The sequence below is a fragment of the Kitasatospora sp. MY 5-36 genome (assembly GCF_001182915.1).
In the GTDB taxonomy this organism is placed as follows: domain Bacteria; phylum Actinomycetota; class Actinomycetes; order Streptomycetales; family Streptomycetaceae; genus Kitasatospora.
In genome coordinates this window covers 1-26,600 of sequence record NZ_LFVW01000101.1, presented here as the reverse complement: position 1 = coordinate 26,600, position 26,600 = coordinate 1, and the positions used below count along the sequence as shown (strand labels likewise).

24 protein-coding genes and 1 riboswitch are annotated in these 26,600 nt (G+C 72.0%); of the genes, 12 read left to right on the top strand and 12 right to left on the bottom strand.

Translation table 11 applies throughout. The annotated features are described in order from the left end of the window. Positions 1-266 precede the first annotated feature (266 nt). The gene (locus AE652_RS08420; protein ID WP_082345467.1) at positions 267-1,334 is read left to right on the top strand and encodes an aldose epimerase family protein; all 1,068 of its coding nucleotides are present in this window, start codon (positions 267-269) and stop codon (positions 1,332-1,334) included. A 74-nt stretch (positions 1,335-1,408) separates the two neighbouring features. On the opposite strand, the gene AE652_RS08415 is transcribed toward AE652_RS08420, so the two are convergent. Then, a complete protein-coding gene (locus tag AE652_RS08415) occupies positions 1,409-1,912 on the bottom strand; it encodes a GNAT family N-acetyltransferase (RefSeq protein WP_049650568.1) in 504 nt (167 codons plus the stop codon). Between the two features lie 310 nt (positions 1,913-2,222). Here AE652_RS08415 and AE652_RS08410 point away from each other — a divergent pair, with 310 nt between their 5' ends. The 5 genes from AE652_RS08410 (at position 2,223) to AE652_RS08390 (ending at position 8,505) form a co-directional block, all read left to right on the top strand. Continuing rightward, positions 2,223-3,500, top strand: coding sequence for an extracellular solute-binding protein (locus AE652_RS08410; protein WP_049650567.1), 1,278 nt, complete (start codon positions 2,223-2,225; stop codon positions 3,498-3,500). Between the two features lie 201 nt (positions 3,501-3,701). Continuing rightward, a complete protein-coding gene (locus tag AE652_RS08405) occupies positions 3,702-4,703 on the top strand; it encodes a carbohydrate ABC transporter permease (RefSeq protein WP_049650566.1) in 1,002 nt (333 codons plus the stop codon). Between the two features lie 40 nt (positions 4,704-4,743). Beyond that, positions 4,744-5,649 (top strand): sugar ABC transporter permease, encoded by a 906-nt coding sequence (locus tag AE652_RS08400; RefSeq protein WP_049650565.1) that lies wholly within the window; start codon positions 4,744-4,746, stop codon positions 5,647-5,649. A gap of 113 nt (positions 5,650-5,762) precedes the next feature. Continuing rightward, positions 5,763-7,460, top strand: coding sequence for a glycoside hydrolase family 13 protein (locus AE652_RS08395; protein WP_049650564.1), 1,698 nt, complete (start codon positions 5,763-5,765; stop codon positions 7,458-7,460). A 25-nt stretch (positions 7,461-7,485) separates the two neighbouring features. Beyond that, entirely contained in the window at positions 7,486-8,505 is a 1,020-nt protein-coding gene (locus AE652_RS08390; RefSeq protein WP_181970866.1) for a LacI family DNA-binding transcriptional regulator, read from the top strand. A 119-nt stretch (positions 8,506-8,624) separates the two neighbouring features. On the opposite strand, the gene AE652_RS08385 is transcribed toward AE652_RS08390, so the two are convergent. From AE652_RS08385 to AE652_RS08375, 3 genes are all read right to left on the bottom strand, one after another. Then, on the bottom strand, positions 8,625-8,825 hold the full coding sequence (locus tag AE652_RS08385; RefSeq protein ID WP_049650562.1) for a hypothetical protein: 201 nt from the start codon (positions 8,823-8,825) through the stop codon (positions 8,625-8,627). Positions 8,826-9,121: 296 nt separating this feature from the next. Then, positions 9,122-10,522: a transglycosylase family protein gene (locus AE652_RS49170; RefSeq protein WP_159028395.1), complete on the bottom strand. Its 1,401-nt coding sequence runs from the start codon at positions 10,520-10,522 to the stop codon at positions 9,122-9,124. Next, positions 10,509-10,679, bottom strand: a riboswitch (cyclic di-AMP (ydaO/yuaA leader). (Overlaps the previous gene by 14 nt.) Before the next feature lie 450 nt (positions 10,680-11,129). Further along, entirely contained in the window at positions 11,130-12,089 is a 960-nt protein-coding gene (locus AE652_RS08375) for a hypothetical protein (protein WP_234348297.1), read from the bottom strand. A gap of 558 nt (positions 12,090-12,647) precedes the next feature. On the opposite strand from AE652_RS08375, the gene AE652_RS08370 reads away from it, so the two are divergent. Next, positions 12,648-12,911 (top strand): DUF397 domain-containing protein, encoded by a 264-nt coding sequence (locus AE652_RS08370; protein ID WP_049650561.1) that lies wholly within the window; start codon positions 12,648-12,650, stop codon positions 12,909-12,911. Between the two features lie 376 nt (positions 12,912-13,287). Here the strand turns inward: AE652_RS08370 and AE652_RS08365 are convergent, their stop codons facing one another. Further along, positions 13,288-13,863: an ATP-binding protein gene (locus AE652_RS08365; RefSeq protein ID WP_234348296.1), complete on the bottom strand. Its 576-nt coding sequence runs from the start codon at positions 13,861-13,863 to the stop codon at positions 13,288-13,290. Positions 13,864-14,281: 418 nt separating this feature from the next. Here AE652_RS08365 and AE652_RS08360 point away from each other — a divergent pair, with 418 nt between their 5' ends. Continuing rightward, on the top strand, positions 14,282-15,148 hold the full coding sequence (locus AE652_RS08360) for a helix-turn-helix transcriptional regulator (RefSeq protein ID WP_049650560.1): 867 nt from the start codon (positions 14,282-14,284) through the stop codon (positions 15,146-15,148). A gap of 79 nt (positions 15,149-15,227) precedes the next feature. Here AE652_RS08360 and AE652_RS08355 read toward each other — a convergent pair whose 3' ends face one another. Both AE652_RS08355 and AE652_RS08350 read right to left on the bottom strand, forming a co-directional pair. Continuing rightward, entirely contained in the window at positions 15,228-15,833 is a 606-nt protein-coding gene (locus tag AE652_RS08355; protein WP_049650559.1) for a TetR/AcrR family transcriptional regulator, read from the bottom strand. A gap of 228 nt (positions 15,834-16,061) precedes the next feature. Beyond that, complete coding sequence (locus tag AE652_RS08350; RefSeq protein WP_049650558.1) at positions 16,062-17,576, bottom strand: MFS transporter; 1,515 nt, start codon at positions 17,574-17,576, stop codon at positions 16,062-16,064. 87 nt (positions 17,577-17,663) lie between these two features. On the opposite strand from AE652_RS08350, the gene AE652_RS08345 reads away from it, so the two are divergent. Further along, positions 17,664-18,098, top strand: a complete 435-nt coding sequence (locus AE652_RS08345) for a MarR family winged helix-turn-helix transcriptional regulator (RefSeq protein ID WP_049650557.1) — start codon at positions 17,664-17,666, stop codon at positions 18,096-18,098. 58 nt (positions 18,099-18,156) lie between these two features. On the opposite strand, the gene AE652_RS08340 is transcribed toward AE652_RS08345, so the two are convergent. The 5 genes from AE652_RS08340 to AE652_RS08320 all read right to left on the bottom strand — a co-directional run bounded on the left by AE652_RS08340 (position 18,157) and on the right by AE652_RS08320 (position 22,737). Then, positions 18,157-19,104, bottom strand: a complete 948-nt coding sequence (locus AE652_RS08340; RefSeq protein ID WP_049650556.1) for a M56 family metallopeptidase — start codon at positions 19,102-19,104, stop codon at positions 18,157-18,159. Positions 19,105-19,258: 154 nt separating this feature from the next. Further along, positions 19,259-19,813 (bottom strand): DUF5134 domain-containing protein, encoded by a 555-nt coding sequence (locus AE652_RS08335; protein WP_049650555.1) that lies wholly within the window; start codon positions 19,811-19,813, stop codon positions 19,259-19,261. A 313-nt stretch (positions 19,814-20,126) separates the two neighbouring features. Continuing rightward, positions 20,127-20,885 carry an amino acid ABC transporter ATP-binding protein gene (locus AE652_RS08330; protein WP_049650554.1) on the bottom strand — a complete coding sequence of 253 codons (759 nt, stop codon included), beginning with the start codon at positions 20,883-20,885 and terminating at the stop codon, positions 20,127-20,129. Then, on the bottom strand, positions 20,882-21,781 hold the full coding sequence (locus AE652_RS08325; protein ID WP_049650553.1) for an amino acid ABC transporter permease: 900 nt from the start codon (positions 21,779-21,781) through the stop codon (positions 20,882-20,884). Before AE652_RS08325 ends, AE652_RS08330 begins: the two co-directional genes overlap by 4 nt. A gap of 68 nt (positions 21,782-21,849) precedes the next feature. Further along, on the bottom strand, positions 21,850-22,737 hold the full coding sequence (locus AE652_RS08320; protein ID WP_049650552.1) for an ABC transporter substrate-binding protein: 888 nt from the start codon (positions 22,735-22,737) through the stop codon (positions 21,850-21,852). 536 nt (positions 22,738-23,273) lie between these two features. Here AE652_RS08320 and AE652_RS08315 point away from each other — a divergent pair. The 3 genes from AE652_RS08315 to AE652_RS08305 are packed head-to-tail and all read left to right on the top strand — an operon-like array spanning position 23,274 to position 26,502. Continuing rightward, entirely contained in the window at positions 23,274-24,674 is a 1,401-nt protein-coding gene (locus tag AE652_RS08315) for a DUF6421 family protein (protein ID WP_049650551.1), read from the top strand. Further along, a complete protein-coding gene (locus AE652_RS08310; RefSeq protein WP_079272480.1) occupies positions 24,671-25,429 on the top strand; it encodes an SDR family oxidoreductase in 759 nt (252 codons plus the stop codon). The genes AE652_RS08315 and AE652_RS08310 overlap by 4 nt, the downstream gene beginning before the upstream one ends. Continuing rightward, positions 25,426-26,502, top strand: coding sequence for a low specificity L-threonine aldolase (locus tag AE652_RS08305; protein WP_049650550.1), 1,077 nt, complete (start codon positions 25,426-25,428; stop codon positions 26,500-26,502). The genes AE652_RS08310 and AE652_RS08305 overlap by 4 nt, the downstream gene beginning before the upstream one ends. The last annotated feature ends 98 nt before the right edge of the window (positions 26,503-26,600 follow it).

Here is a 26,600-nt window from a genome sequence, read left to right as displayed (position 1 = left end):
ACCCAACTGATCACAACATCACACAGGCCCTAGGCGGGCGACCGGCCGGTGCCGGGCGCGGCGGTCAGCGCCCGGCGGTCGGGTCCGGCGCCCGGCGTGCGGATGGTGGACGGCGGCGCGCGGGGCGGCGCGTGGGCTGGTGGAAGCGCCCCCGCTGCCGCCGCCGTCGCTAGGCTGACGGACACGGGGCTGCCGCGGCGCCCCCTCGACGGACCCGGAACCGGGCGGCCGCGGTGCAACGCCCGCCGCCAGTGAGGAGCAGGCCAATGGCGAGCGAGGCCACCAGCGTGCGGCAGGAACCCCTGGACCCTTCGGGCGCGGGTGCCGCGATCGAGCGCTGGACGCTCACGGCCGGCCCGTACGAGGCGAGCGTGCTCACCCTCGGGGCGACCCTGCACACCCTGAGCGCTCCGGACCGCTCCGGCCGCTCCGCCCAACTGCTGCTTGCCACCGACCGGTTGTCCGAGATCCTCGGCCCGGCCCGGCACTACGGCACGGTGGTGGGCCGGTACGCCAACCGGATCGACCGCTCGTCGGTCACCATCGACGGCGAGGAGCACCAGCTCGCCCCGACCGGCGGCGGCATGACCATCCACGGCGGTCCGGACGGCTTCGCGCACCGGATGTGGGCGGCCGAACCGGTCGAGGGCGGGGTGCGGCTGGCGCTGCACAGCCCGGACGGGGACCAAGGCTTCCCCGGCGCGTTGGACGTCACCGTCACGTACACCCTGGACGCCTCCGGCGAGCTGGTGATCGCCTACCGTGCCGTCACCAGCAAGCCGACCGTCGTCAACCTGACCAACCACGCGTACTTCAACCTCGCGGGTGAAGGCAGCGGCGACGTCCTGGGCCACCTGCTCACCCTGGACGCCGACGCGTACACCCCGGCCGACGAGCGGCAGATCCCGTACGGTCGGACCGAGCCGGTGGCCGGCACGCCGTTCGACTTCACGGCGGCCACGCCGATCGGCAAGTCGGTGCACGACGAGCACCCCCAGCTGGCCGGGCCCGGCGGCTACGACCACAACTGGGTGCTGCGCGCCCGTCCCGCGGACGGGGCCCCGGCGCGGGCCGCGCTGCTGGAGGACCCGGTCAGCGGCCGCACCCTGGAGGTGCTGACCACCGAGCCGGGCATCCAGGTCTACACGGCGAACAAGTTCCAGGGCGCGGTCACCGGCGCGAGCGGCGTCCCGTACGGGCCGTTCGCCGGGATCGCCCTGGAGACCCAGCACTTCCCGGACTCCCCGCACCACCCGGCGTTCCCCAGCACGGAGCTGCGGCCGGGGGAGGAGTTCCGCTCGACCACCGTGCTCCGGCTGGGGACCCATCAGTAGGACCGGTGGGAAGGGCCGACGGCTGGGACCGACCGGCAGGGCTGATCAGGAGGACCGGCCGGCCGGGGCCGGCGCTACGGCCGCAGGTCCCGGCGCATGCAGAGCCGGGGCCAGCGGTCCAGGCCGTGCTCGGCCTCCTTGCGGCGGATCTCGCGCAGGCCCGGTGTGAGTTCCTCCTCGGCCAGCGGCCGGAAGCCGCAGCGGGCGTAGTAGGGGGCGTTCCAGGGGACCTCGGTGAAGGTGGTGAGGGTGAGCGCGGGGCCGTCGGCGGTTTCGGCGAGGTGCTCGATCAGCGCCCGGCCGATGCCGCGGCGGGCGTGGTCGGGGTGCACGGAGACCTGTTCGATGTGGAGGGCGCCGTCCACCGGCTCGGCCAGCAGGTAGGCGGCGACGGTTCCGTCGGGGGCCTCGGCGAGCAGGGCGACGCCCCGCTCCAGGTAGTGCGCCAGCTCCTCGGGTGCGGGGGGTTCGTCCTCGGCGATCTCCGGCATGCCGATCGCGGCGAAGGGTGCGCCGGCGGCCCGCTCCAGCTCGGCGAGCAGCGGAAGTTCGTCCCTGGTGACGGCTCTGATTCGCATGCGTCCAGTCTGCTGCAGAGCGTTTCCGGCCACGCACGGTGGTTCCGTCGGCCAGCCCACGGAGGGGTGAATCGGGCGAAACGGGGCAATCGGTGCCGCCGTCAACTACCGAGTGGCTACGTCCAGGACACGCGGGCGTAACGATCGCGGTTTCTTGCAGAAACTTGCTGCAAGGACTTTCCGTCCCTCTTGCGCCGCTGTTAACTTCCTTCCCGAGCCCGACGGCAGCAACGGTGCGGTCGGCACGAGGCAGCCATTATGCGCCTGTCTCGGAACATCTCGGGCACCCCCACCCTCCCTAGGAGTTCTCATGCGGCGTGGCATCGCGGCCTCTGCCCTCGTTGTGGCCCTCGCGGTCTCGATGGCTGCCTGTGGCAGCAGCGGCTCCAGCTCCGACCGCAAGGCCCACGGGCCGGTCACCCTCACGTACTGGGACACGTCGAACGCCACCAACGAGGCGCCGAACTACCAGGAGCTCGTCAAGAAGTTCGAGGCTGCGAACCCGACCGTCAAGGTCGACTTCGTCAACGTGCCGTTCGACCAGGCGCAGAACAAGCTGCAGACCGCCATGGGGGCCAAGGGTGCTCCGGACGTGTTCCGCTCCGAGGTCGGCTGGACCGCCGCCTTCGCCAAGGCCGGCTTCCTGGAGCCGCTGGACGGCACCCCGGCTGCCGCTGACACCTCCGCCTTCCAGCCGAGCCTGATCCAGCAGGCCAAGTACGAGGGCAAGCTGTACGGCGTTCCGCTGGTGACCGACACGCTCGGCCTGCTCTACAACAAGGAGCTGTTCACCAAGGCCGGCATCACCGAGGCGCCGAAGACCTGGGACGAGCTGAAGACCGACGCCGCCGCCGTCAAGGAGAAGGCCGGCGTGGACGGCTTCTGGCTGAAGGCCGCGGACGGCTACTACGCGATGCCGTTCCTGTACGGCGAGGGCACCGACACCGTCGACGCCGCCGGCAAGAAGATCAGCGTCGCCTCGCCGGAGGCCGTCAAGGCCGTCGAGACCTACAAGACGATGTTCACCTCGCCCGGCACCGTCAAGGCCGACGTCACCACCGACGCCTACGCCCACATGATGGACGCCTTCAACAGCGGCAAGGTCGCAGCGATCGTCCAGGGCCCCTGGGAGATCACCAACATCTACAAGGGCTCGGCCTTCGCCGACAAGAACAACCTCGGCATCGCCGCCGTCCCGGCCGGCTCCAGCGGCAAGGCCGCCGCTCCCACCGGTGGTCACAACATCGCCGTGTACGCGGGTACCGACAAGGCCCACAAGGCCGCCGCGGAGAAGTTCGCCGCCTTCATGACCTCGGCCGAGAGCCAGGCGTTCATCGCGCAGAAGAACTCCACCCTGCCGACCCGCTCCGACGCCTTCACCGCCGACGTCAAGGCCGACCCGGGCATCGCCGGCTTCCAGGCCGTGCTGAGCAGCGCCAAGCCGCGCCCCGAACTGCCCGAGTACAGCTCGCTGTTCGCCTCGCTGAGCACCAACCTGGGCAAGGCCGTCCAGGGTACGAGCACCCAGGACGCGCTGAACACTGTCTCCACCGACTACGCCAAGCTCCTGCCGGGCTTCGCCAAGTAGTCCCTGTGCCCGGCCCGCCGGTCGACGGGTGACAGCGGACGAGGAGCGGCCGAACGCGTGACGGCGAACGAATAACAGAGAACAGATTTCATCATCTGTCAGTTGTTCGCCGTCCGCCGTTCGGCGCCGCCCTCACCTGTCGCCCCCCGGAGGGCCGGGCCGTCGGCTCCCCCCGAGAATCCCCCCGAGAAGGTGCAAACGATGTCAGTCGCCGTGCAGGGCGCCACCGGCAAGGGCAGCCGGGAGCGCGAGCAGCGTCCGGGCCTGCTGGAACGCGTCAAGCGCTCCTACGCCAAGCACTGGTACGCCTACGCGATGATCGCCCCGGTCGTGCTGGTGCTCGGCGTGCTGGTGCTCTACCCGCTCGCCGAGGGCATCTGGCTCACCCTCACCGACGCCAACAGCCTCAACATGGCGCGCAAGATCGGCGTCAACGAGATCCCGGCGACCTACCAGTTCGTCGGCTTCCACAACTACGCCGACATCCTGTGGGGCCCGGGCTCGTACGACCGCTTCTGGTCGCACTTCGTCTGGACCATCGCCTGGACGGCCGTCTGCGTCTTCCTGCACTACACCCTCGGGCTCGGCCTCGCGCTGCTGCTCAACCAGAAGCTGCGCGGCCGCGCCGCCTACCGGATGCTGCTCATCCTGCCGTGGGCCGTACCGACCTTCGTCACCGTCTTCTCCTGGCGGCTGATGCTCGCCGACGGCGGCGTCGTCAACAGCATCCTCTCCTTCCTGCACCTGCCCGAGCCGGGCTGGCTCACCGAGCCGTGGGCGCAGAAGGCGGCCGCGATCATGGTGAACACCTGGGCCGGCGTGCCGTTCATGATGATCTCGCTGCTCGGCGGCCTCCAGTCGATCCCGGCCGAGCTGTACGAGGCCGCCGAGATGGACGGCGCCACCGCCTGGCAGCGCTTCCGGTACGTCACCCTGCCCGGGCTGCGCTCCGTCTCCTCCACGGTCGTGCTGCTCGGCGTGATCTGGACGTTCAACCAGTTCAACGTGATCTTCCTGCTGTTCGGCACCGGCGCCCCCGACGCCCAGCTGCTGGTCACCTGGGCGTACCGCCTCGGCTTCGGCCAGATCCCGCGGGACTACGCGCAGTCCGCCGCCTACGGCGTGATCCTGCTGTCCATCCTGATCGTCTTCACCGCCTTCTACCGGCGCTGGCTCGCCCGCAACGAGCAGGCCAACGGCTGAGGCCCCGGACCCAGTTGACCCACGAAGGCAGGTACCCCCGATGAGCACCACCACCGAACTCCCGGCCCGTGCGGCGGCCCCGGCCCCGGCGGCCCGGCCCGCCAAGGTCCGCCGCCGCGGCGAGCGCAGCCCGCTGGCCCGGGCGCTGTCCCACGGCACCCTGATCCTGGCCGGCCTGATCGCGCTGTTCCCGGTCGCGTGGATCCTGTTCGTCTCGCTCGGCCCGGACAAGACCGACTACCTCCACCCCGGCCAGATCCTCGACAAGCTGACGCTGTCGAACTACCAGCACGTGCTGTCCGACACCGACTTCTTCACCTGGTTCGGCAACGCCCTGCTGGTCTCCGGGGTCACCACCGTGTTCGGCGTGATGCTCGCCGCCACCACCGGCTACGCCGTCTCCCGGATGAAGTTCCCCGGGCACAAGCCGCTGATGTGGTCGCTGCTGGTCACCCAGATGTTCCCGATCGCGGTGCTGATCGTCCCGATGTACACGATGCTCTCCGAACTCGGCCTGCTGGACAGCTACACCGGCCTGATCCTGGTCTACTCGACCACCACCGTGCCGTACTGCGCCTGGCTGCTGAAGGGCTACTTCGACACCATCCCGGTGGAGATCGACGAGGCCGGCCGGGTCGACGGGCTCAGCCCGTTCGGCACCTTCTGGCGGCTGGTGCTGCCGCTCGCCCGCCCGGGCCTGGCGGTGGCGGCCTTCTACTCGTTCCTCACCTACTGGGCCGAGGTGCCGTTCGCCTCCACCTTCATGCTCAGCTCCGACAAGTACACGCTGGCCGTGGGCCTGCAGACCTTCGTCAGCGAGCACGACGCCCAGTGGAACCTGATGGCCGCGACCGCCGTGCTGATCGCGATCCCGTCCGCGGCCTTCTTCTACCTGGTGCAGCGCCACCTGGTCACCGGTCTGACCGCCGGTGCCTCCAAGTCGTAGCGCGCCACCGCGTCGTCACGCACCACCCGCAACGCCGCCGCTCCCGACCACGTCGTCACGCGCCTCCACGTCCCGGCGCCTTCCGCTCCTCTAGTCCCCAAGGGATACCGTCCATGACCCAGAACCTGGCCGACACCTCCCGGCCTGCCGCCGACACCGCTCACGAGGCGAACGTCAGCGCGTCCAGAGGCTGGTGGCGGGACGCGGTCATCTACCAGGTGTACCCGCGCAGCTTCGCCGACTCCAACGGCGACGGCATGGGCGACCTGCCCGGCGTCCGCAGCCGCCTGCCCTACCTGCGCGACCTCGGGGTGGACGCGGTCTGGCTCTCGCCGTTCTACGCCTCGCCGCAGGCGGACGCCGGCTACGACGTCGCCGACTACCGCGCCGTGGACCCGATGTTCGGCACCCTGCTGGACGCCGACGCCCTCATCCGGGACGCCCACGACCTGGGCCTGCGGATCATCGTCGACCTCGTCCCCAACCACTCCTCGGACCAGCACGAGTGGTTCCAGCGCGCCCTGCGGGAGGGCCCCGGCTCCCCGCTGCGCGACCGCTACCACTTCCGCCCCGGCAAGGGCGAGCAGGGCGAACTCCCGCCCAACGACTGGGAGTCCATCTTCGGCGGCCCGGCCTGGACCCGCAGCGAGAACCCGGACGGCACCCCCGGCGACTGGTACCTGCACCTGTTCGCCCCGGAGCAGCCCGACTTCAACTGGGAGAACCAGGCCGTCGCCGACGAGTTCCGCTCGATCCTGCGGTTCTGGCTCGACATGGGCGTGGACGGCTTCCGCATCGACGTCGCCCACGGCCTGGTCAAGGCCCCCGGCCTGCCCGACCTCGGCGGCGCCGACCAGCTGAAGCTGCTCGGCAACGACGTCATGCCGTTCTTCGACCAGGACGGCGTGCACGAGATCTACCGCAGTTGGCGCACGATCCTCGACGAGTACCCGGGGCAGCGGATCGGCGTCGCCGAGGCCTGGACCCCGACCGTCCAGCGCACCGCCAACTACGTCCGCCCCGACGAGCTGCACCAGGCTTTCAACTTCCAGTACCTGGGCACCGGTTGGGAGGCCGCCGCGCTGCGCGAGGTGATCGACCTCTCGCTCGACTCGATGCGTCCGGTCGACGCCCCCACCACCTGGGTGCTGTCCAACCACGACGTCACCCGGCACGCCACCCGGTTCGCCAACGAGCCCGGCCTCGGCACCCAGATCCGCACCCCCGGCGACCGGGCGCTCGGCCTGCGCCGCGCCCGCGCCGCCACCCTGCTGATGCTCGCGCTGCCCGGCTCGGCGTACGTCTACCAGGGCGAGGAGCTCGGCCTGCCGGACGTCACCGACCTGCCCGACGAGGTCCGCCAGGACCCGTCCTTCTTCCGCCAGGCCGGCCAGGACGGCTACCGCGACGGCTGCCGCGTCCCGATCCCGTGGTCCGGCACCGAGGCCCCGTACGGCTTCGGCCCGGTGGCCGGCGGGCCGTCCTGGCTGCCGCAGCCGGCCGAGTGGGCCGAGCTGAGCGTCGAGGCGCAGACCGGCGACCCGAACTCCACCCTGGAGCTCTACCGCAGCGCGCTGGCCGTCCGCCGGGCGCAGCCCGACCTCGGCGCCGGCACCGGGGTCGAGTGGCTGGAGAGCCCCGAGGGCACCCTGGCGTTCCGCCGCGGCGCCTTCGTCTGCACCGTGAACACCACCGGCGAGCCGGTGCGGATCGCGGCCCCGGGCACGCTGCTGCTCGCCTCGACCGACCTCGTGGTGGACGGCGGCGAGACGGTGCTCGCTCCGGACAGCACCGGCTGGTGGGCGGTCTGACGTGGTTGGAATAGGCTCTGGGACCGTGACTACGGCGCGACTCTCAGACATCGCGGCGCAGGCGGGGGTCAGCGAAGCCACCGTCTCCCGCGTGCTCAACGGCAAGGCGAACGTTTCCGCCGCCACCCGGCAGACCGTGCTGGCGGCACTCGACGTGCTCGGGTACGAGCGGCCGACCCGCCTTCGCCAGCGCAGCGCCGGGCTGATCGGCCTGATCACGCCGGAGCTCAGCAACCCGATCTTCCCGGCGCTGGCCCAGGTGATCGAGCAGGTGCTCAGCCGGCACGGCTACACCCCGGTGCTGTGCACCCAGACGCCGGGCGGGTCCACCGAGGACGAACTGGTGGACATGCTGGTGGACCGGGGCGTGGCGGGCATCGTCTTCGTCTCCGGCCTGCACGCCGACACCACCGCCGACCACGACCGCTACGCCCGGCTGGCCGGGCGCGGGGTGCCGTTCGTGCTGATCAACGGCTACAGCGAGAAGATCGACGCGCCGTTCATCTCGCCGGACGACCGCGCCGCGATGTGGATGGCCGTCCAGCACCTGGCCGAACTCGGGCACGAGCGGATCGGACTGGCCGTCGGTCAGCGCCGGTACGTACCGGTGCTGCGCAAGATCGAGGGCTTCACGGCGGCGATGCGCGAGGTGCTCGGGCTCGGCCGGGAGGAGGCCGAGAACCTCGTCCACCACACGCTGTTCAGCGTGGAGGGCGGGCACGCGGCGGCCGGCGCGCTGCTCGACAAGGGCTGCACGGCGATCGTCTGCGGGAGCGACATGATGGCGCTCGGGGCGATCCGGGCGGTGCGGCAGCGCGGGTTGTCGGTGCCGCAGGACGTGTCGGTGGTCGGCTTCGACGACTCTCCGCTGATCGCCTTCACCGAGCCGCCGTTGACCACGATCCGCCAGCCGGTCGAGGCGATGGCCACGGCGGCGGTGGACGCGCTGCTGGAGGAGGTCGGCGGGAACGCCGCCCAGCGCGGCGAGTTCATGTTCCAGCCGGAGCTGGTGATGCGCGGGTCCACCGGGGCCTGCGCGCGCTGAACCCCGGCCGCCACGGCCGTCGGACGGGCCCCGGAGGGCGATCGCTCTCCGGGGCCCGTCGGCGTGCGCGCGGTCGGCCCTCGCGGGCCATGGCGGGCCGTGGCGGGCCGTGGGGTGGGTCAGCCCTCCTGGGCGGTAGGGCGGTCGGCGGTCAGGCGGTGCCCATCGGCGGCCTCGCCGGTACGGGTCTCGGTGCGGCGGCCGCGGGCCAGGTAGTCGCGCAGAACCAGTTCGACGGCGTCCTGGGGGCTCTTGGTGCCGGAGAGCATCATCGCGTCGATCGCGAGGTTCGCGTCGAGGGTGACGGGGACCTGGGCCATGTGACTCCTCCTCGGGTGCAGAGCAGCAGCATGCCCGCTGGGGCGGCGATCCACCACGGAACGGGGCGGAACCGCGGTCGGGAACGGTCGGGCACGCCGGGGCCCCGGGAACGCCGGAACCCCCGGGGAGGAGCGACCAGACTCTCCCCGGGGGTGGTGGGCGGTCAGCGTTCGGACGACGGCCGACAGCTGACGGATAACAGCTGACAGATGTTGAAAGCTGTCAGCTGTTATCTGTTACCCGTCAGCTGTTACCGGCCGTCCGTCGGCCGTGCGCCGTGGACCGTGCGCCGTCCTCAGACCCGGCCGGCGAAGTCCGGGGCCCAGTTGGCGATGCTCTGCTCGCGGACGCCCGAGCTCGGGTTGGCGGCCTCGACGTACTTGCCGTTGCCGATGTAGATCGCGACGTGGTAGACGCCGGAGTCCTTGCCGTTGTTGGACCAGAACAGCAGGTCGCCCGCCTGGAGGCTGTCCAGCGAGACGTGGGTGCTGGCGGCGGCCTGGTCGGCGGCGACGCGCGGGACGGAGACGCCCGCGGCGCGCAGCGCGGCCTGGGTCAGACCGGAGCAGTCCCAGCCGCCGTTGCCGGTGCCGCCGTAGACGTACGCCTGACCGACCTTCGACTCGGCGAAGGAGACCGCGGCGGCCATGCTGCCGGTCGCGGCCGGCGCCTGGGTCTGGGTCTGCGTCTGGGCCTGGGGCTGCGGAGCGGGCTTGGTGGCGGGCTTCGCGGCCGGCTTGGTGGACGGCTTGGCGGCCGGGGCCTCGGGCTGCGCGGTCGGCTGGGCGTTCACGGCACCGCCGTTCGCGGACTGGCCGGACTTCTGCGAGCGGTCGAACCAGGTGAAGTCCGAGCCGGAGGTGCCGGCGGAGGACTGGCCGGCCCGGGCCTGGCCGTTGCCGCCGAAGGACAGCTGCTGGCCCGGGTAGATGGTGTCCGGGCCCTCGGTCAGGGTGCCGCGGTTGAGGTCGTACAGCCGCTGCCAGCCGCCCTGCACCTTGTGCTGGTCGGCGATCGCGGACAGCCAGTCGCCCTCGACGACGGTGTAGTCGCCGCCCTGGGCCTGCTGCTGGCGCTGCTGCACCCAGTCGCTCCGGTTGCCGGAGGCGGCGGAGTCGGTGGAGGCCTGCGCGTCGCCCTGGGCGGGCGCGGCGGGCTTCGCGGCGGGGGTCTGGGGCTGCGCGGGCTTGGCGCTGGGCTTCGCGGCCGGAGCGGCCGGAGCGGCCGGCTTGGCGCTCTGGGCGGGCGCGGCGGGCTTGGCGGCGGTCGAACCCGCCGAGGTGTCAACGGCGGCCGCGGCGCCGCCCTTGGTGAGCCCGGCCTGGACCGAGCAGACCGGCCAGGCGCCGGGGCCCTGGGAGGCGAGGACCTTCTCGGCGACGGCGATCTGCTGGTCCTTGGTGGCCAGGTCGGCGCGGGCCGCGTAGGCCGTGCCGCCGAAGGCGGACCAGGTGCTGGAGGTGAACTGGAGGCCGCCGTAGAAGCCGTTGCCGGTGTTGATGCTCCAGTTGCCGCCGCTCTCGCACTGGGCGACCTTGTCCCAGGTGGCGACGGAGGCGGCCGAGGCGGTGCCGGTGGTGAGGCAGGGGACGGTGAGGCCGACGCCCGCGACGCCGAGGGCGGCGATCACGCGACGGGTACGGCCGGACAGACGGGTGCCGTTGGTGGGCAGCATGAAGACGTGGTCCTCTCCCACGCCTGCGAGGTGAGCTGTCGGATTCGGGCTGGAGTTGCCCGGCCGTGCGGTGAGCACGGCTTCACCCCTAGCCCTGGACCGTTCCGGAGAGCGGTCCGGGGCGACTTACCTGTGGGTCCCCCGCTCCTGCCGTGGTGCGTTTTCGCGCTTCCAGGACATCCGACGGCAGGACTCGGCGTTGCGGATGACCGGGTTCGTGTGGTCACGAACGGGGAGCACGTTAATCAGACTTAAGTTCAAACTGCAAACCACTGTGATGTGCATCACGGTTTAGTGGAAACTGCCAAAATTGCCACTCGCCATGATCGTAAATGATCGTTTTCAGGCAATGCTGTTGTGGAAGCCGACAACTGGCTCCGCCTCAGGAGTGGCGTGACGGTGCGTCGAATCGCGGAGTGGCGCACTCCGGCGGGTGGGGGAGCGGTCGCGATCGGAGCATGTGAATCCACGCTCCCTATTTCCTTTCAAATAGCGCCAGAACGGACATTCCCCTTCATTGCCGGGTGACTCCCGTACGGGACGGACGGGGTGGGGGAAGTACGCGGAAGGGCCCGGAACGCGATCCGTTCCGGGCCCTTCGGTGCGCGCGAACCCGCGCGCGGTGTCCTTATCGTCCGCCAGGCCCCTCGGCGGCCGCGTGGGCGCCACGGGAGCCCTCCACGACCCCCTCGGCCTCGGCGGCGGCCGCCGCCTCCGCCTCGGCCCGCGCCAGGTCCTCCGGGGACGGCGTGGGCAGCGCGGCCAGGTAGGTGGAGGCGATCAGCTGGCCGACCGACGGGTAGGCGCCCAGCGGCGCGGCCGACGGGCAGCCGGTCTCCTCGGCGGCGGTGGCGAGCAGCTCGGAGTCCGCCTCCGGGCCGATCACCAGCGGGGCCAGCGCCGGGCGCTGCGAGCCGGTGTCCTTGAGGTGGTTGACGGCCGCGGCCACCGAGCCGGGCACGTCGAGCGCGGCGGCGACGACCGGCACGGCCAGCCGGGCGGCCAGCAGCACGCCGGTGATGCCGGCCGCGGCGGCCGCGTCCTCGCCGCCGACGGTGGTCAGCACCACGCCGTCCGCGGCGGTCGCGATGGCGAACAGCCGGGCGCGGTCGGCCCGGGCCAGCCCGGCCTCGGAGAGCCGGACGTGCACGGCCTCGGCCAGCAGCGGGTGCGGGCCCAGCGGGTCGGTGACGGGCGCGCCGTACTCGGCGGCGAGCGCGTGAAGCCCGGTCAGGAAGGTGTGCGGGCCGGGCACCAGTGGCACCAGGACGGGCATCGGCCGCCCGGCCTCGGCGGCCAGGGCCAGCAGCTCGGCCACGGTGCGGTCCTCGCCGCTCGCGCCCGCCGCACCGTCACCGGGGAGGTAGCCGACGGCGGTCTGGACGCCGTTCTGCTCGGTGCGGACGATCGAGAGCAGCTCCTCGACGACCGAGCGGGACTCGGGCCCGGCGGTCGCGGGCACGGCGAGCACCAGGGCCGGGGCGCCGGCCGGGATCTCGGGGCGCTCGGGACGACGGTGGCGCCCCCGCGCACGGGAGCCTGGAGTACGGACGGGCAGTGGCGCGCCCGGAATGGCTGCGGTGCTCATGCCGGAGATCGTAGGACATCGGCCCGTCCGGCTTGCAGTCGGCTGCCGTACGGGTTTCGCGTGCTCGCGGTACGGACCCGGTGCGTCTCCCGCGCCGGTCCGGGCGCTTTGCCTACAATCCGGACATTCTTCGCCCAACCCCCGCGTGGTGGCCGGTGCTTGTCCCGACGCGATCCGAGGGGGCGGGCGTTGCACCCGGGGCGCGTGAGATGTCTCACAGCATGAGCCCGGCTTGACGGAGGGTCACGGGCGGGCGACTCCCGGCATTCGAAGATCAACATTCAGCGGGGAGGTGCTCACGGCCGGTTATCGCGGGCTCGACGATTCATCGGCTATGTCCGTTTACGTACCGTCAGGGGAAGGGCCCGTGAAGAGTTCGCGGCTGCGGGTAAAAGGCCTCGTGCACCTGCAATGTCCCGTGCTGATGCACGTGCACTGCGGCTATCATCACGTCAAGTGAGGCGTTGTGCCGGACCGGTACGGGGCCGGTCCGTTCGTTTCGGCGGTGCCGGGGGCGCCGCGCTGGACGACAACTCCGGAGCTCTTCGGGAGATTTCTATGCACGACTCGCAGGACACGCGCGGCTCGTACGACACCTACAACGGGATGGCCGCCGCCGATCTCCAGGGGGTGGTCTGGCAGAAGAGCCGGCACAGCAACTCCCAGGGCAACTGCGTCGAGTTCGCGGCCCTGCCGGGCGGCGACGTGGCGATGCGCAACTCGCGGTTCCCGGACGGCCCCGCCCTCATCTACACCCGGGCCGAGATCTCCGCCCTGCTGCTGGGGGCGAAGGACGGGGAGTTCGACCACCTGGCGGTCTGACCGGCCGCCGTGCTCCATCATCGGGGGGCCGTCGTGGGTGCCGACACCACGACGGCCTTTGTCTTTGTCTCCTCCGGATGTCTTCGCTCCGGAGGCCTCTCCCGGATCCGTCCGGCCGCCCGGCCGCGCTGAGCCGCTCGCGGTTCCGTGGTGCCGGAGGCTCTCGACGGGGCCTGCTGGAAGCGCCCGGGGTGCGGTCCTCCCGGGGTGTCCGTCGACCGGCCGCGCGCCGTCCGGCGCGGGGTCCGTCCCGAAGGCAGGGCTCCTCCGGAGCGCAGGGCCTGTCCCGGGGTCAGGGCTCGTCCGGAACGCCGGGCCCGCTCGGAGCACGGGGCCCGCTGGGAGTACAGGACCCGCTCGGAGCGCGGGGCCCGTCCTAGGCCGAGCGCCGATGCCGTCCGCCGGCGTCGACGGGACCGTCGAGCGGTGAGCGGCCGCCGAGCCCGGGGTGTCCGTCCAGCGGGGAACCGCCGACCGACTCGGCCTCGAACATCGCCCAGACCACCTTGCCGCTGCCCAGCGGGTGCCAGCCCCAGGAGCGGCTGAACGACTCCACCAGGTGCAGCCCGCGGCCCGATTCGGCGACGAAGTCGGCCTCCCGGGCGACCGGGCCGGTGCTGCTCGGATCGCTCACCGCGCAGACCACCTGGGGTGCGCGGTGCACCAGGCTTATTCGGATCGGCAGCCGGCCGTCCGCGGTCGGCTTCATGGGAAAGTCGTACTCGCCCAGGGCGCCGCCCGACGGGTCGGGCCGTGCGCCGATCGCATGCCGGAGCGCGTTGGTCACGAGTTCCGAGGCCACCAGCGCGACGTCGTCGAACAGTTCCGTCAGGCCCCAGAGCTGGAGCGTGCTCCGAGCGAAGTCCCGCGCGGTTCTGACGGCTTCGAAGCGAGGAGCGAGCGTACAGGTGACCACATGGGGGTCAACCGCCAAAGCCGTACCGGTGCTCATGAAGAGCTCCTCCCATAAGGGGGCGGACACGGCTGGACCCGCCGGGGTCATGCCGGTCACCTCCGACTCGCTCGGCCGCTCGGCCGCCCCCTCGACCAGGCGCGCGCGCACTCGAACGCCCGATGACGCGGGGGACGCCGTCGGGTCGGTGCACGGAGTCGCGCGTGGGGTCGACGCGGAGCCCGCGGGATTGCCAGGGATGTGCAGGTGCACGTGCACCATGGTGGTGTGCGCTCACTGCAGATGCAAGAGTCGATTCACGTGCAGTCGCACTATTGGCATATGCAAGCGCCGAATGCACGTGCATCCTGGTGCGTGGAGTGCAGAACTGATAGGAACATCCGTCAGTATCGGCACCGTGAGCGCTCAACTGATGGCAGACTGTGCGCTGTTTGCCCTAGGTGGAGGTTTCGACCGCATGACCACAGTTCAGCCGGGCGGCGGCTCGATGGTCCGCCGGATCCTCCTCGGCTCGCAGCTGCGCCGCCTGCGTGAGGCGCGCGGCATCACCCGCGAGGACGCGGGCTACGCGATCCGGGCCTCCGAGTCCAAGATCAGCCGCATGGAACTCGGCCGCGTCAGCTTCAAGGAGCGCGACGTCGCCGACCTGCTCAGCCTGTACGGCGTGGACGACGGCATCGAGCGGGAAGCCCTGCTCGGCCTCGTCCGCGAGGCCAACAAGTCCGGCTGGTGGCACAGCTTCAACGACGTGCTGCCGGGCTGGTTCCAGACCTACGTCGGCCTGGAGGAGGCCGCCCAGCTCATCCGCACCTACGAGGTGCAGTTCATCCCCGGACTGCTGCAGTCCGAGGAGTACGCACGGGCGGTTTTCGGCCAGAGTCGGCCGGTCATCAGCGAGGAGGAGGTCGAACGGCGGGTCAGCCTTCGGCTGCGCCGTCAGAAGTTGCTGACCGAGGGGGCCAGCCCGCGCCTGTGGGCGGTCATCGACGAGGCCGCGCTGCGCCGGCCGGTCGGCGGGCCCCAGGTGATGCGCGGTCAGGTGCAGTACCTGATCGACGTCGCCGAGCAGGCCAACGTGGTGATCCAGGTCATGCCGTTCCGGTTCGGCGCGCACGCGGGCGAGTCCGGGGCGTTCACGATCCTGCGCTTCCCGGAGCAGGACCTCGCGGACGTGGTCTACCTGGAGCAGCTCACCAGCGCGCTCTACCTGGACAAGCGCGACGACGTCGACGCCTACATCCAGGTCATGGAGCGGCTCTGCGTGGACAGTCTCACGCCGGAGCGCACGATAGACCTGCTCGCCTCGATCCTGAAGGAACGCTGAGCCGCTGCCGTCCGGGGCCTGTGAGATCCCTCCCTCGCGAGGCCCCCGGCAGTCGGTCCGCCAGGCCGCCCACCCGCCGTCAGTCGCGGGCCGGCGGCCTCTCGCGTTCCGGCGGGGACGGTTGCGGCGGGCGGCCCAGCTCCCAGGCCAGGTCGTAGCGGCGGAAGAGGTCGGCCCGGATCGGCGCCAGCGGGATCTCGGCGCCCGGCAGCAGCACCCCGATGCAGCCGCCCATCAGCGCACTGCGCAGGACGGCGTGCTCGGCGACCGGGTCGGGCGCGCCCCAGTCGAGCAGCAGCCCCTGGAGCAGGGCCCCGAGCTGCTGCTGCTCCGGGTCCTGGACGAAGGCGCCGGTGTCCGGGTCGAGGATCAGTGCCAGGTGCGAGCGCATCACCCGGGGGTGGTCCAGCGCCAGCCCGAGCACGGTGTCGATCGCCCGGGCCAGCCGGGCGTTCGGCGAGGAACCGGGTGCCAGTTCCGCCAGGGCGCAGGCCAGCGACTGGTGCATCATCCGGTGCGTCGCGGACTGCATCAGCAGCCGTTTGCCGTCGAAGTAGTACGAGAGCAGCCCGCGGGCGAGCCCGGCCCGCTCGGCGATGTCCGTCAGCGTGGTGCCCGCGTATCCGCGCTGGTCAACCAGCTCGACGGTGGCCCGCATGATGCGTCGGCGGGAGCGTTGCCGCATCTCCTCATTGACCGAATCCCCGCGAGGTGCCATCGTGTCTGCTCCGAACGTTCGTTGGCTGCCAGCCAATATACTTGCGGAGCCGACAGCCGCACCGAGGAACCGTGCCCCGAGGGGCGCTGCCCGGGCGGCCGCCACGAAGACGGCCGGCTCCACCAACACGGGGGTTTGGTGGAGCCGGCGCCACGGCCCGACGGCCCGGAGATCGGCCGCGGGCGGGGCCCGGGGTCAGCGCTCGGTCAGGACTTCTGCGCGGGCCGCGGTCGACCCGGCTGATGAGTAATCATAATCCGGCACCGGCGCGGGAGTTGAGGCGCGGCGCCGGTCCACCAGGGCGCCGGCCGCCGCGACCACCAGGCCGACCAGGGCGACCATCGTGACGAACAGCAGCGCCGGCCGGTAGCCGTCCAGCTGGGCCTGCGGGCTGTCGCCGCCCGCGCTGCCGGCCGTGATCATCGCGGTCGCTCCGGCCAGGACCACCGCGGTGCCGACCTGGATCGCGGTGTTCACCAGGCCCGAGGCCAGGCCCTGCTCCTCGTCGCCCACGCCGTCGGTGGCGGCGATGTTCACCGAGGGGAAGGCGAAGGCGAAGCCCACGCCGAGCAGCAGCATCGAGGGCAGCACCAGGCCGGGGTACGAGCTGTGCTCGTCCAGCCGCAGGAACAGCGCGAAGGCGGCGACCAGCGAGAGCAGGCCGATCGGCAGCAGCCGCCCGGTGCCGAAGCGGTCCACGATCGGGCCCATGAAGGGTGCCGAGAGCGCGATGAGGGCCGCGGCGGGGAGCAGGCCGAGGGCCATCTCCAGCGCCGACCAGCCGAGCAGGTGCTGGAGGGAGAGGGTGACCACGAACTGGAAACCGCCGTAGGCGCCGGTCATCGCGAAGGCGACCACGTTGGCCCGGGCGACCGAACCGTTGCGGAAGATGCCGAGCCGGACCAGCGGGTGCGCGGCGCGGCTCTCCACCCGCAGGAAGGCGGCGGCCAGCAGGGCGACGACGAGCATCGAGCCGAGCGTGCGCGCGCTCAGCCAGCCGGCGCCCTGGGCCTCGGTGACGGTGAAGACCAGCAGCAGAACGGTCGCGGTGCCGGTGATCGCGCCCAGCGCGTCGTAGCCGCCCTTGGCGCGCTCCTCGACCGGGCGGGGGAGCAGCCGGGCGGCGAAGACCAGCGCGAGCAGTGCGACCGGGACGGGCATCAGGAAGGTCCAGCGCCAGCCGACCGAGGTGAGCAGGCCGCTGAGCACCAGGCCGAGCGAGAAGCCGCTGGCACCGCAGGTGGTGTAGATCGACAGGGCGCGGTTGCGGGCCGGGCCCTCCGCGAAGGTCGTGGTGATGATCGACAGGCCGGCCGGGGCGGTGAAGGCGGCGCTGACGCCCTTGAGGAAGCGGGCCGCGATCAGCAGGCCGCCGTCGTCGACCAGGCCGCCGACCAGTGAGGCGGCGGCGAAGACGCCCAGGGCGACCAGGAACACCCGGCGGCGGCCGAGCAGGTCGGCGGCGCGTCCGCCGAGCAGCAGCAGACCGCCGTAACCGAGCACGTAGCCGGAGACCACCCACTGCAGGGTGGAGGTGGACAGGTGCAGGTCGGAGCCGATGGACGGGAGGGCGACGCCCACCATGGAGACGTCCAGGGCGTCCAGGAACATGGCGGCGCAGAGCACGATCAGGGTGCCCCAGAGGCGGGGAGTCCAGTGCGGCCCGCTGGTTGACGGGGCATCGGGTGATGGGACGGTCGCGGGGGTCATGGGGAGGACAGTACATGCACATGCATTCAATGCAAGTGAATTAGATGTGAACGCAATAATTGTCGATGCACGTGCTAGGGTGGCGGCGTGGCTGAACTCGACTCCCCGGCGGAGACCGGTCTCGTCGCGCAGTGGCGCGAGCTGCTGGCCCGGCACGCCGCCGCGGCCTGCATGCTCGACCGCGAGCTGGGCGACCGGTACGGGCTGGGCATGAGCGAGTTCGAGGTGCTGGAGCGCCTCGTCGAGGAGTGCGGGGGCGGCGGCGGGCCCGCGGTGCGGGTGAGCGAACTGGCCCACACCGTCCACCTGAGCCAGAGCGCGCTCTCCCGGCTGATCGCCCGCCTGGAGAAGGCCGGACTGGTCACCCGGGCGATGTGCGAGAGCGACCGGCGGGGCGTCGTGCTCACCCTCACCGAGGCCGGGCGGGAACGGTACGAGCAGGCCAGGCCGCTCCACCGCCAGGTGCTGGAGCTGACCCTCGGCGGCGGACTCGGGCCGGCCTGCGGATCGTCCACCGACTGACGGAACGGTTTCCCGGCTGACGGAACGTCAAGAACCCCTGGCTGAAGCCGGGTTGGCCTCAGAGCAGCGAGTGCAGCCCCGGTGCGGCGGCCAGCAGGACGACCACGGCGGGTGCGGCGAGCGCCCCGACGGTGAGCCGCAGCCGGTGCGGGACGGAGAGCCGCGGACGGCCCGCGAGCAGCCGGTCGACCCGCTTCGGGGACTGCGCCAGGCCGGGCGGACAGGAGCCGAACACCCCGCGGTCCAGGTTGAGTTCGGCCAGCGCGAGGGCGGTGGTGTGCCGACCGTGACGACGGGCGGCCCGGTCGTCGGCGGCCAGCTCGACCAGCTCCGCCACCTGGTCCCGGAAGGCGCTGAACACGCCGACCCCGGGGAAGCCGGAGGCGAGCGCCTGGGCGAACTGCTGGAGCCAGTGGTGCCGGGCCCGGACGTGGCCGCGCTCATGGCTCAGCACGGCCGCCAGCTCCCGGTCGGTCAGCTGCCGGAGGGCGCCGGTGGTGACCACCAGCCGGGAGTCCGGTCCGGGCAGCGACCACGCCTCCGGGCGGACGTTCTCCAGAACCACCAGCCGCTCCCGGCGGCTCCGGTCGCTCTCGATGCTGTCCGGCAACTCGGGTGCGCGGGTGGACAGTTGGGCGTGCCGGCGATTGCGCAGCGCCTTGGCCGTGCGGACCTCGCGGGTGAGCGCCAGCACCGTCTGCACCCCGCCCGCGGCCAGTGCCGCGGCGCACAGCCGGCCCCAGCCCTCGGCCTCCTGGAGGCCGTACGCCGCCTCCACGCCGTGCGGCGCGCCGCGGAACAGCAGCGCGCGCAGCTCCGGCAGGGCGGCGGAGGCCGCCAGGAGGAGGCCCAGCGCACAGCAGAGCAGGACGGCCACCACCAGGCACTGCCACACCAGCAGTGCCAGCACCGGTTCGCGCTCCGCCCAGCGGGCCCGGGCCAGCAGCCGGGGCGCGACGGTCGAGAGCAGCAGGCCGAGCAGCAGCAGGCCGATCAGGGCAGGCATCGATGGGCTCCCCGAGTACGCACGGAACGCGACAACGCGCTCCCCGCCAACCTATGCGCTGGCGACGTCCGGTGGAACGGCTTTCGTCCGGCCAGTGACCAACGCCACGCCCGGACGGGGGCCTTGGGGCGCCGGAGGTCGTGGCGTGCGGCCGTCACATGGTCAGGAGCATGGCGAACATGCCGATCCCCATGGTGAGTCGGCAGGCCTGCGGCAGACCGGCGGTGCCGACCGCGAGGGCGCCCGCCGGGGTGCGCAGCAGTCGGCTGCCGGTCCAGAGGGTGTACCCGCCGAAGTAGAGGAGGAGCGTCCCGGTCAGCACCGGAAGGCCCAGGGCGGCGGCCTGGTGGTGCCCGTGGCCGGAGGCGCCGGCCATCGCGAGGGCCATGTACGTCATGGCGAGCGCGCCGACCGCGTGGTGCAGGCGGTGCGCCCGCCCGGCCGGGGCGTGGACGGCGGCGAGCAGGAAGGCGGCGGCGGGGAGGCCGAAGAGCCCGGCCCAGACGGCGGCTGGGACGGTGGCGCCCGTGACGGCCATCGCGGCCATGCCGAGCCCCATCAGGGCCTCGGCGGCGTCGGACTCGCGGGCGAGCGGCCGGTGTGCGCCGCCCGGGGCGCAGGGGGAGTGGCGCAGCCGGGTCAGGCAGGAGGTGCCCGCGCCGGCGGCGAGGAGGGCGAGGAGCCAGTTGACCAGGGCGGGTCCGTGCAACGGCGGCCTCCCGGGGCGGTGGGCGACGGGGCGGCGGGCGGCGAACAGATGACAACGGACAGCGGTCAGCGAACAGATGATGAAATCTGTCGGCTGTCAGTTGTCACCCGTCGGCTGTCGCCCGTGCGCCGCCCCCGTGCGCGGCGACGGACGTCCGGTCCACGATCACCGCACCCGGCCGGGCGTGGCCAGGGCGCGTACGGGGGCGCACAGTGGTGCCCGTCCTTGCGAAAGCCCTGGCCGCACGCCTGCCGCACGCCTCGTGGCAAGCCCCGGCCGCAGAGCGCGGTACCCGCCGGCCGGGCGTGCCCGCTCAGCCCTGGAGCCGCCCCGAGGCGACCACCCGGCTGAGGAACTGCCGGGTGCGCTCCTCCCGCGGGTCGCCGAACACCTGCTCCGGCGGCCCCTGTTCGAGCACCACCCCGCCGTCCAGGAAGCAGACCCGGTCGGCGACCTCGCGGGCGAAGCCCATCTCGTGGGTGGAGAGGACCATCGTCATCCCCTGCTCCTTGAGGTCCCGCACCACCGACAGCACCTCGCCGACCAGCACCGGGTCGAGCGCCGCGGTGATCTCGTCCAGGAGCAGCAGCCGCGGCCCGGTGGCCAGCGCGCGCACGATGGCGACCCGCTGCTGCTGCCCGCCGGACAGCCGGTCCGGGTACTCCTTCGCCTTGGCCGCCAGCCCGAGCCGGTCGAGCAGTTCCAGCGCCCGCGCCTCCGCCTCGGCCCGGGCGACCCGGTGCACCCGGCGCGGCGCGAGCGTGATGTTCTCCAGCACCGTCAGATGCGGGAACAGGTTGTACGACTGGAACACCACGCCGATCCGGCGCCGTACGGCGTCCTCGTCCGCGCGCGGATCGGTGATCTCCTCACCGTCCAGGAAGATCGCCCCGTCGTCGATCCCCTCCAGCAGGTTGACGCAGCGCATCAGCGTGGACTTGCCGGAGCCGGACGCCCCGATCAGCGCCGTCACCGAGTGCTCGGCCACGGCGAGGTCCACGTCGCGCAGCACCACCTGGTCGCCGAAGGTCTTGCGCACCGACTCCAGCCGGAGCACCTCGCTCGACGTCACACCGCACCTCCCTGCAGCTGGCGGCGGTTCATCCGGGTGGTCAGCCAGTCGGCGAACCGGGTCAACGGAATGGTCAGCACGATGAACACCAGCCCCGCCACCAGGTACGGCGTGAAGTTGAAGGACCGGGCCGCGATGATCTTCGCCGCGTACACCGCGTCGATCGCCCCGCCGATCGAGACCAGCCCGGTGTCCTTCTGGAGGCTCACCAGGTTGTTGAGCAGCGGCGGCACCACCCGGCGGACGGCCTGCGGCAGCACCACGTACCGCATCGCCTGCGCGTTGGTCAGCCCCAGCGACCGGGCCGCGGCGCGCTGGCTCGGGTGCACCGACTCGATGCCGGAGCGGAACACCTCGGAGACGTACGCGGAGTACGTCAGCACCAGCGCGGCCCCGCCCAGCAGCAGCGGATCGGTGGTCACCCCGGTCAGCCGCAGCGCCGGCACCCCGGTGATCATCACGAGCAGGCAGATGATCATCGGCAGCCCGAGGAAGAAGTCCACGTACGCGGTGGCCAGCAGCCGCACCGGCAGGAAGACCGGCCCGCGCAGCGTCCGCAGCACCGCCAGCAGCAGCCCGAACACCAGGATCAGCGCCCCGCAGCCGAGCATCAGCTCCAGGTTCAGCCGCAGCCCCTTCAGCACCTCGGGCAGTGCCTGGCGGGCGTAGTCGAGGTTGAAGAAGGTCCGCCGGGTCACCTCCCAGCCGGGGGAGTTGACGACCAGCAGGTAGAGCACGACGGCCGTCGCCAGGGTCGACGCGGTGGCGATCAGCGCCGAGCGGCGGGCCCGGGAGCGCCGGTAGGCCTCGTGCGCCAGCCGCCGCTCGGACGGGCGGTAGCCATCCTCCGCGGCCGGCGTCCCGGTCCGCGCCACCGGGGCCTTGGCGAGGTCCACCGAGCCCTCCCGACCCGACGATTCCCCGCCCGACGATTCCCCGCTCGGCCGGGGGCCCAGGTCAGCACTCACTTCAGCACCGGTGCCGAGACGGCGTCGGAGAGCCACTGCTTCTCCAGCTTCGCCAGCGTGCCGTCGGCGCGCAGCGCGTCCACCGCCTGCGAGACGCAGCCGGTCAGCTTGGAGCCCTTGTCCAGCACCAGGCCGAACTGCTCGGCCCGCGAGGACACCTCGAACTGGCCGACCACCTGGGCCTCCGGCACCTCGGCACCGGTGATGTAGAAGGCGGTCGGCAGGTCCACCACCAACGCTTCGATCTGGCCGTTCTTCAGCGCCGCCTTGGCCAGGTCGTTGGAGTCGAAGACGGCCGGCTGGGTGCTCGGCTTGATGGTGTCGGTGATGGTGTCCAGGCTCGTGGTGCCGACCTGCGCGCCGAGCTTGGCGCCCTTGAGGTCGGCGATGCTCCTGGCCCCCGCCGCCTTGGAGTTCTTCAGCGCGATGACGGTCTGGCGCACGTCGTAGTAACCGGAGGAGAAGTCCACCGCCTGCTTGCGTTCGTCGCTGACGGACACCTGGTTGATGTCGAAGTCGAAGTCCTTGGCACCCGGCGAGGTCGCCTTGTTGAACGGCGCCACCACCCAGCTGACCTTCTCCTTCGGGTAGCCGAGCTTCTCGGCGACCGCGTAGGCGACGGCGGACTCGAAGCCCTTGCCGTTCTCCGGCTTGTCCTCGGTGAACCACGGGTCGTACGCGGGCTTGTCGGTGCCGACGGTCAGCGTCCCGGCGGTACGCGTGGCCAGCGCGCCCGGCGCGCAGCCCGCCGCCGACCCGGCCGCGCCCGAGGCGCCCGGGGCGGCGTCGGACTTCGAGTCCTGCGGCGCGCAGGCGGTCAGCACGGCCGCGGCGGCGACCAGCGCGGCGATGGGCAGTACGGCGGACGGCTTGCGGAGGGTCATGACGGGGCTCCAGGGAAAGGACCGGCGGGACGGAAGGAAGGTGAGGGGCACGGGAGGGCGCGACGGGCGGCCCGCATCCCGGCGGGTCACTTCCCCCCGGTGGCGGCGCCGGAACACACGCGGCATGGTCGGCGTACGGGCCCGCGTCCGCGGCGCCCCCCGAGCCGGACCGGCGGCAGCCGGGTCGGCGGCAGGCCGGTCAACAACAGCGGCGACAGCGGCAGCAGAGGCCGCGCGCGCGACAGCGACAGCGACGGCAGACGTGCCGACGGGAGGGCGCCCGGAACGGGCTGTCGTGGCGTACGGCCACCGTGATCACCGCCGGGAGCATGCGGGGAGGTTCGCATCAGAACGGCGCATCTGTCCAGAACATCCAGATCACTGTCCACATGCCGGACAACCCGCCCCCCGCCGAAGGTTTCCGCGCCGGAGCGGTGGTGCGCCGGAACTTTGCCCGTCCGGCCCCCCTTGAACGGGAGAACCTTTCGTACTTATGGTGTTCCCGTTGAAATAACTCCTGTCGAAGTGAGTCCACGATGCAGAATCTTTCGCCAAGGCTCGCTGTGGCGGCCGACGCCCCGGTCTCGACCCTCGCCGGCCACCCGGCCTGGCTGCGCCTGAAGGAGGCCGTCGAGACGCTGCGCCCGCTCCAGTCGAAGGACGGCTCGATCGACCTGGCCGCCGTCCAGCGGCACACGGTCGACCCGCTGGTCGCGACCGTCCGCGCCGCCGTCCAGGAGCTCGCTCCGAACTTCCCGCACGACGCCGCCTACCTGGCCGCCGTCGACGCGGACCTCGCCAAGTGGGCCGACACCGGCTACCGCGAGCCCGACTTCCTGGACTCGCTCCTCGCCTTCCAGCCCGCCGCCCAGCGCGAGGACGGGCTGGAGCACCTGGTCGTCTTCCCGATGTACACCCAGAACGGCAACCCGGACCGCAACCTGGAAGCCGTCCTGCTGAGCGTCGTGTGGCCCGACTGGCTGGCCGAGCTGGAGCGCACCCGCTTCGACAACCCGATGTTCGTGCCGATCACCTTCACGGACTTCACCGCCGGCTACGACACCAACTCCGCCGTGCTCTTCCCCGAGACGGTCTCCGTGCGCAAGGCGCCGGAACGATTCACCTGGGGCGGCATCTTCTGCGACCGCGAGGCCGCGCGCTTCCGCGCCGTCACCACCAGCGCCGTCCAGCAGCTCGGCCTGGAGATCCCGGCCGACGCCGAGGGCCTGCTCCAGGACCAGCAGCGCGCGCAGGAGACCTTCGTCCTGTGGGACCTGGTCCACGACCGCACCCACAGCCACGGCGACCTGCCGTTCGACCCCTTCATGATCAAGCAGCGCAGCCCGTTCTGGATGTACGGCCTGGAGGAGCTCCGCTGCGACCTCACCACCTTCAAGGAGGCGGTGCAGCTGGAGACCGAGGGCAACCCGCACGCCCGCGACGTCCAGTACGCGGTCCTCTTCGACCGCCTGTTCCGCTTCCCGGTCTCCGGCGACCGGGTGCGCAACTACGACGGCCTCGGCGGCCAGCTGCTCTTCGCCTACCTGCACAAGCACGACGCGCTGCGCTGGCGCGACAACCGCCTCAGCATCGACTGGGAGCGCGCCCAGCAGGTCACCAACGCGCTCTGCGCCGAGATCGAGACCCTCTACCGCGACGGCATCGACCGGCCGAAGCCGGCCCACTGGATCGCCGCGTACGAGCTGGTCTCCCGCTACCTCACCCCGCACCCGGCCTCCACCTGGGCGAAGGGCTCCGAGGCCCTGCCGCTCGACATCACCGACGGCAAGGCCCTCAACAAGGCCCTCTGCGACGCCGTGCTCCCGGACGAGTTCCCGCTGAGCATGTTCTACGAGGCCCTCAACAAGAAGCTGAGCGGCGTCATCGCCGCCACCGCCGGCATCACCGGCGCCGGGATCCAGGGAGCCGCCGCGTGACCACCTCCACCAACGCCCCGCTGGCCGGCAAGGTCATCGCCGTCGCCGGAGCCAGCGGCCCGGCCGGACGCGCCGTGCTGCGCCGCCTCACCGCCGACGGTGCCACCGTGATCGGCGCCGACATCGACGCCCAGCGCCTGGAGTCCGCGCTGGACGCCACCCGGGTGGCCGTCCGCGGGGCCAAGGTCAGCGGCCAGGTGATCGACCTGCTCGACCCCCAGGAGGTCCACGACTGGGCCGACCACCTGGAGTCCGAGCACGGCCACGTCGACGGCCTGTTCCACCTGGTCGGCGGCTGGCGCGGCGGCAAGACCTTCTTCGACACCCGGCTGGACGACTGGGACTTCCTGCACGACACCGTCGTGCGCACCCTCCAGCACACCTCGCTGGCCTTCCAGCCCGCGCTGGTCCGCAGCACCGCCGGCCGCTACGCGATGATCTCCGCCGCGGCCGCGCACAAGCCCACCGCCGGCGGCGCCGCCTACGCGGCCGCCAAGGCCGCCACCGAGGCGTGGACCCTCGCCATGGCCGACTCCTTCAAGAAGGAGACCACCGCCCCCGACGGCGAGCCCACCGCGGCGGCTGCGATCCTGGTCATCAAGGCGCTGGTCAGTCCCGAAATGCGGGCCGAGAAGCCGGAGGCGAAGTTCGCCGGCTTCACCGACACCGCCGACCTCGCCGGACACCTGGCGGGCCTCTGGGACCGCCCCGCAGCAGAACTGAACGGACAGCACCTGTGGCTGACAGCCCGATGACCGACCTCACCCGTACGGACGCGGTACGGCGGCACGACCCCGCCGTCCGCGGCTTCGCCAGCGACAACTACGCCGGCGTGCACCCGGAGGTCCTCGCCGCGATAGCCCTCGCCAACGGCGGCCACCAGATCGCCTACGGCGAGGACGACTACACGGCCCACCTCCAGGACGTCTTCCGTCGCCACTTCGGCGACAAGGCCGAGGCCTACCCCGTCTTCAACGGCACCGGCGCCAACGTGGTCGCCCTCCAGGCCCTGCTCCCGCGCTGGGGCGCGGTGGTCTGCGCCGAGTCCGCCCACATCCACGTGGACGAGGGCGGCGCCCCGGAGAAGATGGGCGGCATCAAGCTGCTCACCGTCCCCACCCCGGACGGCAAGCTCACCCCCGAGCTGCTCGACCAGCAGGCCTGGGGCTTCGGCGACGAGCACCGCGCGCAGCCGCTCGCGGTCTCCATCACCCAGAGCACCGAGCTCGGCACCCTCTACACCGCCGACGAGATCCGCGCGATCACCGAGCACGCCCACCAGCTGGGCATGCTCGTCCACGTGGACGGCTCCCGCCTGGCCAACGCCGCCGCCTCGCTCGGCCAGCCGCTGCGCGCCTTCACCACCGACGTGGGCGTCGACGTGCTCTCCTTCGGCGGGACGAAGAACGGCCTGCTGTTCGGCGAGGTCGTGGTGGTGCTCAACCCGGAGCGGGTTCGCAACATCACGTACCTGCGCAAGACCTCGATGCAGCTCGCCTCGAAGATGCGCTTCGTCTCGGTCCAGTTCGAGGCTCTGCTCTCGGGCGACCTCTACCTGCGCAACGCCGGCCACGCCAACGCGATGGCCAGCCGCCTGGAGGCCGCGGTCCGGAAGATCGACGGCGTCGAGGTAGTCCGCCCGGCCCAGGCGAACGCGGTGTTCGCGATCCTCCCGCGCGAGGTGAGCGAGCGGCTCCAGAAGCGCTACCGCTTCTACTTCTGGAACGAGCACACCGGCGAGGTCCGCTGGATGTGCGCCTTCGACACCACGGAGGCCGACATCGACGCCTTCGCGGCGGCCATCGCCGAGGAGATGGGCCGCGCCTGACGGTGCTCGAACGACGGATCGTCCCGTCCCGCGACAGCGGGGCGGGACGATTTGCATGTGGCGGGCCGGTGCCCGTACAGTTCCGGAGTCGCCGCGGG